Raw genomic sequence first — 8,622 nt, forward strand, 5'->3', positions numbered from 1 at the left:
GTAAGGGCGCCGGGTCATGGACCGCGCCTCGACGCAGACGAGCGCGCGATCCCCTGCGCGAGCGAACAGGGCCCCGAGGCGGCCCCAGACTCGGCATTGCCTGATAACCTTGCGCCATGGCCCCGTCCAAACCGCGTACGCCACGCCCGCCAGGGGTGCGTACGACGGCGCCCTCGCTGAACAAGACGGTCCCCGACACCGGGGGGAGCACGGCCGCGCCCGTCGACCGATCGGCCTGCCTGGTCGTCATCAAGGGCGACCTCGTCGGCCGCAAGTTCGACCTCGACAAGGAGCTCAGCGTCGGCCGCGACGCCAACGCGGGCGTGTGCCTCGACGACGGCCTGGTCTCGCGCAACCACGCCCGCTTCGTCCCCGACTCCGCCGGCGTGCGCGTCGAAGACCTGCTGTCGACCAACGGCACCTTCGTCAACGAAGAGCAGACCAAGGGCTGCTACCTCGACGACGGCGATCAGATCACCATCGGTCGGACCATCTTCAAGTTCATCAGCCGCAACAACATCGAGGCGGCCTTCCACGAGCACGTCTACTCGCTCACCCACTTCGACTCGCTGACCGGCGTGCACAACCGGCCGAGCTTCGACTCGGCCCTGGCCAACTCCGTCGCCAAGGCGGCCCGGGCCCAGAGCCAGCTCGCGTTGTTCTTGTTCGACATCGATCACTTCAAGCGCTGCAACGACACCTACGGCCACCGCGCGGGGGACTACGTGCTCTCCCAGGTCGGGCGCCTGGTCGGCGAGCACATGCGCGCCGGCGACTTCGCGGCGCGCTACGGCGGAGAAGAATTCGCGCTGATCCTCCGCGGCCTCGTGCCCCCTGCCCCGACGCGCTTCGCCGACCACATCCGCAACCTGGTCGAGGTCCAGCGCTTCGAGTTCGAGGGCAAGCACATCCCCGTGACCATCTCGGGCGGGGTGGCCGAGTGGGAGCCCGGCATGGTCGGGGCGCAGCTGGTCGAGCTCGCGGATCAGCGGCTGTACCGGGCCAAGCAAGCTGGGCGGAACTGCATCATCGCGTGTTGATTACGCCCCCGCAGGGGGTTGGGACCAGGGGCGCTTCGTCGCTGTCCGCTCCTCCGCTTTGTCTTGGTGGGCAATGGGGTTCGCGCCCCCTCAGACCGCATGTGGTCGCCCCCCTCGGGGGGCGAGTCGTTTGCGGGGTTCGTGTTTGCAAAGCTAGGACCCTGGTTTGCCGAGGGCTCTGCTCAAGTTCGTACCGTGGGCTCTCGAGCTCTTGGATCGACCTCTAGAGCTCCTCGACTCTCGCTGGCTCTCAGGCGGGAGCGAGCTCGAAGTGGGCTCGGGGCTGGAGTCCTTCGTCGCCGCAGCTGGCCAGGGTTGGGCGTCCGGGGGTGCGGCGGATTGTCGTCTGGCCGGTGCCTGCTGGGGTGGTGTAGGTGACGAGGTCGCCCCTGGAGGCCAGCAGGCTCAGGGCGTCGTCTTCGTTGAGGGCCTCGCGCCGGCGCAGGAGGGCTTCGGCGGCTTGTAGGGGGCGAGGGTGGCAGCAGCGTCCGCGGAGTTTGGGGAGCAGGGGGACCTGACCGGCGGCGATGCCCTCGATGAGGGTGTCGACCTCGCCGACCTCGACGCGGCCCCACATCAAGCCGGTGGGGAGCGCTGCGGCGACGGGCGCGAAGCGGTGTCCGCCGAGGTGCGAGCTCTGCCAGACCCGCGCGGGGGCATCGACTCGAGCTCGCACGCGCTCCCACAGCTCGACGCCCCACTTGGCGCAGCAGCGGTCGCGCTTGCCGTGGGTGCAGACCAGCCACAGCGGGCCAGCGACGGCCTCGAAGCCGTGGGCGGACAAGCTGGGGTCGTCGAGGCGTAGGTCGGGGATCGCGTCGAGCTCGAGGCGAGCGCCGAGGATGCGCCGAGCCTTGGCGTCGACGCCGGCGTCGACCACGAAGACCTGGCGGGGCTGCGTCCCCCGCCCAGCCCCGCCTCGACGCTGAGACTCGCCGCAGCGAATCAGCTGCACGCGGACGCCAGGCTCGCTCGAGCGCGCTGCCAGCCAGCCTTTGACGGCCTGGGGCAAGGCGCTGTCGCGCGGCGGCTTGGGGCCCCAGGGGTCCGCGTCCTCGACCAGCAGCCAGCGCTGCACCCCCTCGGGGGCCGTCCCGTGCAGGGGCTCGTGCTCGGCGATCTGGCGGCAGTAGGGCTGGTCGCTCACGGCGACGACCATGACACCCGGCCTGGTCCAATGAAAGCCGACGGCGACCAAAGAAAAGGGGCGAACGCCGCAGCGCTCGCCCCTTCGGGTGGGTCGACGGACTGGCTCAGCCGCCGTCCGTGGTCTCCTCACCACCGGTCTCGTCGGTACCGGTCTCGTCCTCGCCCTCGGCCTCGTCCTCCGCGGCGCAGATGGCATCCGGGGAGTAGGCACCGGCGCAGTACTTGCCGATGTTGTTCCACTTCTTGCCGGTGACCTCGTCGATGTACTCCTCGTTGTTCGGGTCGTACGCGAAGGGGCACAGGTCGCAAGCGTCGCCCACACCGTCGAAGTCCTGGTCCCACTGGGGCAGCCAGCACATCTTGCCCCACAGCTCCTCGAGGTCGGGGATGTCGGTCAGGCGGAGGCGGCGGTTGGCCGTGTCGGGGTCGCAGTTGGGGTCACCCGGGTCGCACAGGCCAGCGTTGGCGAGGGCGTCCTCGCAGCCCGGGGGCAGCTCCAGGATGCCGGGGCGCGAGGCGACGGCGGCGGGGACGGAGCGGCACTTCGAGCCGTCGGGAGTGTGGACGGAGAGGTCCGCCTCGTCGGTGCAGTTTTGCTGGATGGGGAAGCCGTCCGGGTCGCACAGACCCTCGCAGCGCCAGGTCCCGTCCTCGTTCTGGCCGTCGTAGTAGCCGTCGCCGGGGTACGCCGTCGAGCAGCACAGACCGTTGACCGAGACCTCCATGAGGGCGTAGGGCCGCGGGTCACGCTGGCTGGCGCACTCACTGTCGGCCTCGCAGGCCTGACCGATGAAGTCACCGTCGTCGTCATCCTCCTCGGCACCACCCTCGACAATCTGAAGCGGGTTGGGGCTGAAGGGGCAGGTGTCGCAGGCGTTGCCGACACCGTCAGCGTCGGTGTCGACGTGGTTGCAGTAGCCCGTCGAGGAGCAGGTGCTCTCGGGGCAGTCGTCGTCGTTGCCGCAGGTCGCGGGCTCCACGGCAGCGATGGGCTGACGCGGGCAGTAGTCCTCGACGTTGCTCAGACCGTCCTGGTCGAAGTCGTCGTCGTTGCCGAAGCCGATGGGGCCAGAGGCCCAGGCGTTGATCTGCAGGCCGAGGTCGCCGTTGTCCGGGTCCTGGCAAGCGTCGCCGATCATGTTGACGTTCTCGTCGGTCTGACACAGCGAGCTCTGGTCGTAGGGCACCTCGGTGCCGACGACGTGGGGGTTGTCCTCGTTGAAGATGCTGCAGTTGGGCGTCCAGATGCAGTTGTCGCAGACGTCGCCGATGCCGTCACGGTCCGTGTCGGTCTGGTCGGGGATGTTGCGCACGAGCAGCGGCGCCGGCACGCCGAGGTCGTCCTCGTTGTAGTTGCCGGCGGACTCGCGGCAGCGGTCACAGTCGTTGCCGATGCCGTCCTTGTCGGAGTCGGCGGTGTCGGAGTCGCTCGCGGTCAGCTGGCACTTGTCCACGATGTTGCCGAAGCCGTCGAGGTCCTCGTCGAACTGATCGGGGTTGAAGTGGTCGCGGGCGTTGTCGCAGGACAGCTGCACGCCGTCACCGTCCTCGTCCTCCTTGCACTTGGGAGGATCGATGGTGAAGTCGTAGTAGAAGTCCTTGTAGTCCTGGCCGCCGGAGGTGACGAGCGGCATGCCGCAGACGTCGTGGAAGGCCGCGTTGTAGGCCGCGAGGTCGGCGGGGTTGCCCAGATCGAGGTCCTCGAAGCGCTCGACGGTCTCGAGGCCCGGCAGGCGCATGCGGTAGCGACCAGTGGTCGCGCGGCCGTAGGCGTCGACGTTGTCCTCGGGGTTGTTCTCGTCGAAGGCGTTGAGCTGGGTGCCGAAGCGGACGTTGTCGATGACGACCCGGATCTCGCCGAAGCGCTGGTTGGCCACGTCGACGGTCAGGCAGGGCGGAACGGCGTCGCCGTTGTTGTCCGCGCCCGGCTGGTCCGGCACCACGTCGGTGCTGATCTCGGTGCAGTTCGCACCGCCGGCGATGATGAGGTCCTCCTCCCAGCACTCGGGCTCGGTGCTGGTCGCGCAGTCCTCACCAAACTCGTCGGTCGCGCCGGCGATGCGGCGCAGCTGCACGAGCTCGAGCTTGCGGGTGTTCTCCGGGGACAGGTCGTACTTGTTGGAGACCTGAATCTGGAAGTCGTCGCAGGCGCCGATGCGCAGGTTGTCCGTGGGGAAGCCGGTGCCCGGGATGACGTGGAACTCCGGCGTCTCGAACACGTAGGTCAGCTCGTCCTCGTTGAGGACGTTGCCGACCTTGTCGCGGATCTGGTGGCCGTCGGTGGCGAAGGTGACCCGGTACTCCGAGCCCGAGCACATCGCCCGGTCGAAGTTCTCGTAGTTCTCGAAGAAGGCGTCGTCGTGCATCCGCCACCCGTCCTGCGGGTTGCGGCCACCGATGAGGTCCGAGGGGCTCGTGGTGATCTCGGCGCAGGCCTCGACGAGCGAGCGGGGCTGGTTGCCGCGGTCGCCGGGGAGGTAGAGCACGCCCTTGAGGGAGGGGTCGTAGATGACGCCGCCGACCTTGGTCACGAAGCGCGTGACGTAGGCGTTCTCATTGGTCGCCCCATCGTGGCGGACCAGATCGCCCCAGGGAGCCGTGCAAAAGCGCTCGATCTGGCTGGCGCAGTACTCGGGCTGGTTGCTCGGGTCGCCGCAGAAGCAGGTCCGGGTCTCCTCGGGCAGGGTCTGGTCGCGGTCGAAGCGCTTGATCGGCTGGACGTTGGGCAGGAAGGTCGGGTCGCACGCGGCCCCGTCCCCGCTCGCGCCCAGGGCAGCCTGGCAGCACTCGCTCGCGCTCAGCAGGCCGTCCGGGAACTCGCCCGTGTCGCAGTAGGCCAGGCGCCGTCCGGCCTCCCAGGTGGTGCAGGTCCCGTCCATCTCGCAGGACTGGAACTCCTCGGTGCCGATGTAGCAGCCGCCAGCGCCCTTGTCGCGGAAGCGACGGTCGACGCAGTAGGCCCCGCCGGTGGTGTCGGTCTGCGCGGCGCAGGTCACGAACCACTCGGCCTTGCAGTGCTTGTCGCCGCAGTCGTCGGCCTCGGCCGAGCACACGTCGCCCTGCGAGTTGGTGCCGATGCAGACCGCGCCCGAGTCTCCGCCGAGGCGGTCGTCGCAGTCGGCGTCGGTCTGACAGGGCGCGCCGTCGGGCTCGACGCCGTCGGCACGCTGGGCGGGGTGGGTCTCGCGGATCTTGTCCGAGATCGGCAGGCGCCACTCCCCGCTCTCGCCGTTCCAGTCGTAGACGTAGCGGTTGGTCTCGAAGTCGCGGTTGACGTCGGAGACGAAGTCGGCGCACTCGGTGTAGACGTTGCCCGTGGGGTCACAGGCGATGGCGTCTGCTGGGGTGCGCTTGGTGCCGTCCGAGGTCACGCCGTACTTGGCGACGTTGACCGAGAGCTCGTAGTCGCACGCGGTGCAGCAGGTGTCCGGGCCGCTGTCGGGCGCCGAGCAGCTCGCCGCGCGCCAGTCGGTCTCGCCCGCGTAGGACTTGGTGGTGCCCGACTCCTGCATGCGCAGCGGCAGCTGGCGGCCGTCGCTGGCGGCGTAGAAGCCGTTGCAGATCAGCGGGTCAGCGTCGAGGACCTCGTGGTTGAAGTCCTGGCCGGTGGCCCGCAGGTTGTCGATGCACGACAGGTTGACCGCGCGGGTGACCGTGTCCGGGTCCTCGCCGGAGAGCTCGAAGTAGTCGCCGTTGAAGCGGCTGATCGGGCCCTCGATGGACGCGAGGCGGTTCTTCCAGTCGTAGACCTCGAACAGCTGCGGGTTGCTCGGGTCCTTGCGGACGAGCTCGATGGAGGTCGCGTCCAGCAGGTTGTTGAACACGAACTCGAGGCCGCTGCCGGTGATCAGCGGAGAGAGCTTGCAGTACTCGCTCTCGCCGCGGGCGTTCTCGAGGGCCTCCTCCGTCTCGAGGCAGTCGACGATGTCCTCGATGAAGAATTTGCCCTGATCGACGCCAGGGGTGAGGCGGTTGACCTTACGGTTCTCGTAGTTGACCGCCGTGATGCTCTCGAGCACCAGCTTGTTCGGGTCACAGACGCCGCAGTCGGTGTCAGAGATGCACGCGGTCGACAGCAATGCGCTCGCAGCGATGGCGCCTAGGGCGGCCGTCGTGGCGAGCGAACCGAGCTTTCGCAGTTCTGGTTTGGTCATGTGCTGATTTCCTCTCGGTCAGGTCCCGGGCAGTGGGAAGGTGTCGGGGACAGGCCGATCTTTCTTCTTCATGATGCCAAGGACGACGGCACCGTTACGCTTGGCGAGGTCGAGGATCTCCACGGCCCCCCCGTAGTTGGCGTCGTCGTCAAAATCGATGAACACGACCTTCTTGTCGCGTCCCTGAAGACGGCTGGCGATGAAGTCGCCGAGCTCGTCCTTGCTGTTCATGGGCTGGCCGTTGAGTGAGAGCGCGCCCTGCTTGTCGAGGCCAACGACGAGGTTGTCGTTTTCCTTGTTCTGCTGTTGCCGCTTCTTCTTGCTCTCTGGGGGAACCCGGACAGAGATCTCCGGCACGTTCTTGGGCGTCATCACCATGAAGATGATGAGCAACACCAGACACACGTCGACGAGCGGTGTGACGTTGATTTCGCTACTTGGTCCGCCTCCGGACCCACCTGCACTCATGCCCATGGGCTGGTTCTCCTGGAATGCAACCACCGAGGGTTGCTGTGCTTACGCCTTCAGGGGCGCGCAGAATAACGGAATTCGTGAAGTCTTGCGAGGGCCGCTCGACCCGCCGATGTGCGTTCTACCGAGAAACTCGAGGTCGAGCGGGGGGTGCGTGGATCGGCTCCGTCGGGCTTGGATCCAGCAGGCGGCGGTCCTGGCCGCAGCCTTCGCAGTTTTTGTTCAGGATCATGAACAGCGAGCCGGTTCGGGCCTTTCGTCACCCATCCCCGACTCGCTGTGAAGAAGTCCGGCTCCAGTTGGGCCGAGTCAGAGACCGTTGCCGACGTCGACCACCAGGGCGATGTTCTGCACGTTGGCTTGCTGGATCCACTCCATGGCGACGCGAACCCGGCCATAGTCGGTGTTCGCGTCCCCCTTGAGGAACAAGATCGGCCCCTCGTAGCCGCTCGCGGCGGCCTTGCCCTCGGCGACGGAAATCTCCGTGGTCAGGGCCTCCTCGAAGTCCTTGCGCTGGGTGTACTTGTCCTGGTTGATCCAGACACCCTCGTCGTCGACCGAGACGAACACCTGGTCGCCCTCTTTGTGCTCAGAGGCCTCGACCAGCGTCGGCAGCTGCACGTCCTTGCCGCGACCGAGCATCGGAGTGACCACCATGAAGATGATCAGCAGGACCAGGCAGACGTCGACCAGCGGGGTGACGTTGATGTTGCTCTGGGGACCCGCGGCGTGATCGCCGTGGTCGTCCTTGTAAGGGATTCGGCGCGTACGCCGCCCAGTATGCGATCCGCCACTCATGGGTTTATCAGAGTGCTCAGAGCCCGCGGGCTCAGTAGCGCCCTTCCTTGAGGACGTAGTTGATGACCTCGCTGGCGACGTCGTTCATGTCGATCTGGAAGCCCTCGACCCGCGAGTTGAAGTAGTTGAAGGCCATGACCGCCGGGATGGCGACGATCAGACCCACGGCCGTGGCGACGAGCGCCTCGGAGATACCGCCAGCCACCGAGCTCAGGCCGCCGCCGCCGTCCGAGGACAGACCCTGGAAGGAGTTGATGATACCGACGACCGTACCGAGCAGACCGACGAAGGGCGCGGTCGAGCCGGTGGTGGCGACGAGCGCGAGGCCCTTCTTGAGGTTCGCCGTCTCGCGCTCCTTGGTGCGCTCCATCTGACGGTTGACCGCGTCGACGATGTCGAAGTCGCCGACGTCGTCGGGGCCCTCCTCCTGCAGCGCCTCGAGGCCCTGGAGGTACTCGTCCATGCCCGAACCCACGACCTTGGCGACGGGGCTGGAGCTGTGCTGCTTGACCGCCGCGACGGCGTCCTCGAGCTTTCGCTCGTTGAGGAAGTTACGCAGCATCATGATGTAGCTGATGCTCTGCGACTTGGCCTTGTTGTAGACCATCAGCCGCTCGATCGACATGATCAGGGTGATGACGAACTGAATGATCAGTACGATCAGGACCAGCTTGGCAAAGATGCCCATCTGGGCCCACATGCCCGAGAGGCTGAAGTCCGTGCCTTCGTTGGCGAGCAGGAGCATGGTTTGCATCGGTGTTTCTCGGTTTCTGTCCGGTCGGAGCCGGAGGCGCTCGGTTGAGGTTGGTCGTCAAGTTCGCGCGGTAGCGGCGCTCACTTGAACTTGATCTTGAAGGTGCGCTCGGTGCACGTCTTCACCGGCTTGCCGCCGACGACGAAGGGCTTGAAGCGCCACTTTTTGATGGTGTCCCGGATGATCTTGTCGACCTGGGGGTCACCGGGGAACTTGGTCTTGGTCTTCACGTCGACGACCTTGCCCTTGGTGTCGA

Annotated in this window: 6 protein-coding genes; 1 reads left to right on the forward strand and 5 read right to left on the reverse strand. The window is 67.0% G+C overall.

Going from position 1 to position 8,622, the window contains the following annotated elements; all coding sequences use genetic code 11:
* The first annotated feature begins 155 nt into the window (after positions 1 to 155).
* Positions 156 to 1,040 (forward strand): GGDEF domain-containing protein, encoded by an 885-nt coding sequence (locus tag PPSIR1_RS35930; protein WP_006976180.1) that lies wholly within the window; start codon positions 156 to 158, stop codon positions 1,038 to 1,040.
* A gap of 250 nt (positions 1,041 to 1,290) precedes the next feature.
* Here the strand turns inward: PPSIR1_RS35930 and PPSIR1_RS35935 are convergent, their stop codons facing one another.
* The 5 genes from PPSIR1_RS35935 to PPSIR1_RS35955 form a co-directional block, all read right to left on the reverse strand.
* Positions 1,291 to 2,187, reverse strand: coding sequence for a sucrase ferredoxin (locus tag PPSIR1_RS35935; RefSeq protein ID WP_157596338.1), 897 nt, complete (start codon positions 2,185 to 2,187; stop codon positions 1,291 to 1,293).
* 106 nt (positions 2,188 to 2,293) lie between these two features.
* Positions 2,294 to 6,343, reverse strand: coding sequence for a thrombospondin type 3 repeat-containing protein (locus tag PPSIR1_RS35940; RefSeq protein WP_086001996.1), 4,050 nt, complete (start codon positions 6,341 to 6,343; stop codon positions 2,294 to 2,296).
* An 18-nt stretch (positions 6,344 to 6,361) separates the two neighbouring features.
* A complete protein-coding gene (locus PPSIR1_RS35945; protein WP_157596339.1) occupies positions 6,362 to 6,844 on the reverse strand; it encodes an ExbD/TolR family protein in 483 nt (160 codons plus the stop codon).
* A 279-nt stretch (positions 6,845 to 7,123) separates the two neighbouring features.
* On the reverse strand, positions 7,124 to 7,612 hold the full coding sequence (locus tag PPSIR1_RS35950; RefSeq protein WP_053335485.1) for an ExbD/TolR family protein: 489 nt from the start codon (positions 7,610 to 7,612) through the stop codon (positions 7,124 to 7,126).
* A 31-nt stretch (positions 7,613 to 7,643) separates the two neighbouring features.
* Positions 7,644 to 8,366 carry a MotA/TolQ/ExbB proton channel family protein gene (locus tag PPSIR1_RS35955; RefSeq protein ID WP_006976186.1) on the reverse strand — a complete coding sequence of 241 codons (723 nt, stop codon included), beginning with the start codon at positions 8,364 to 8,366 and terminating at the stop codon, positions 7,644 to 7,646.
* Positions 8,367 to 8,622: the final 256 nt, after the last annotated feature.

Source organism: Plesiocystis pacifica SIR-1 (genome assembly GCF_000170895.1).
Taxonomy (GTDB): Bacteria; Myxococcota_A; Polyangia; order Nannocystales; family Nannocystaceae; genus Plesiocystis; species Plesiocystis pacifica.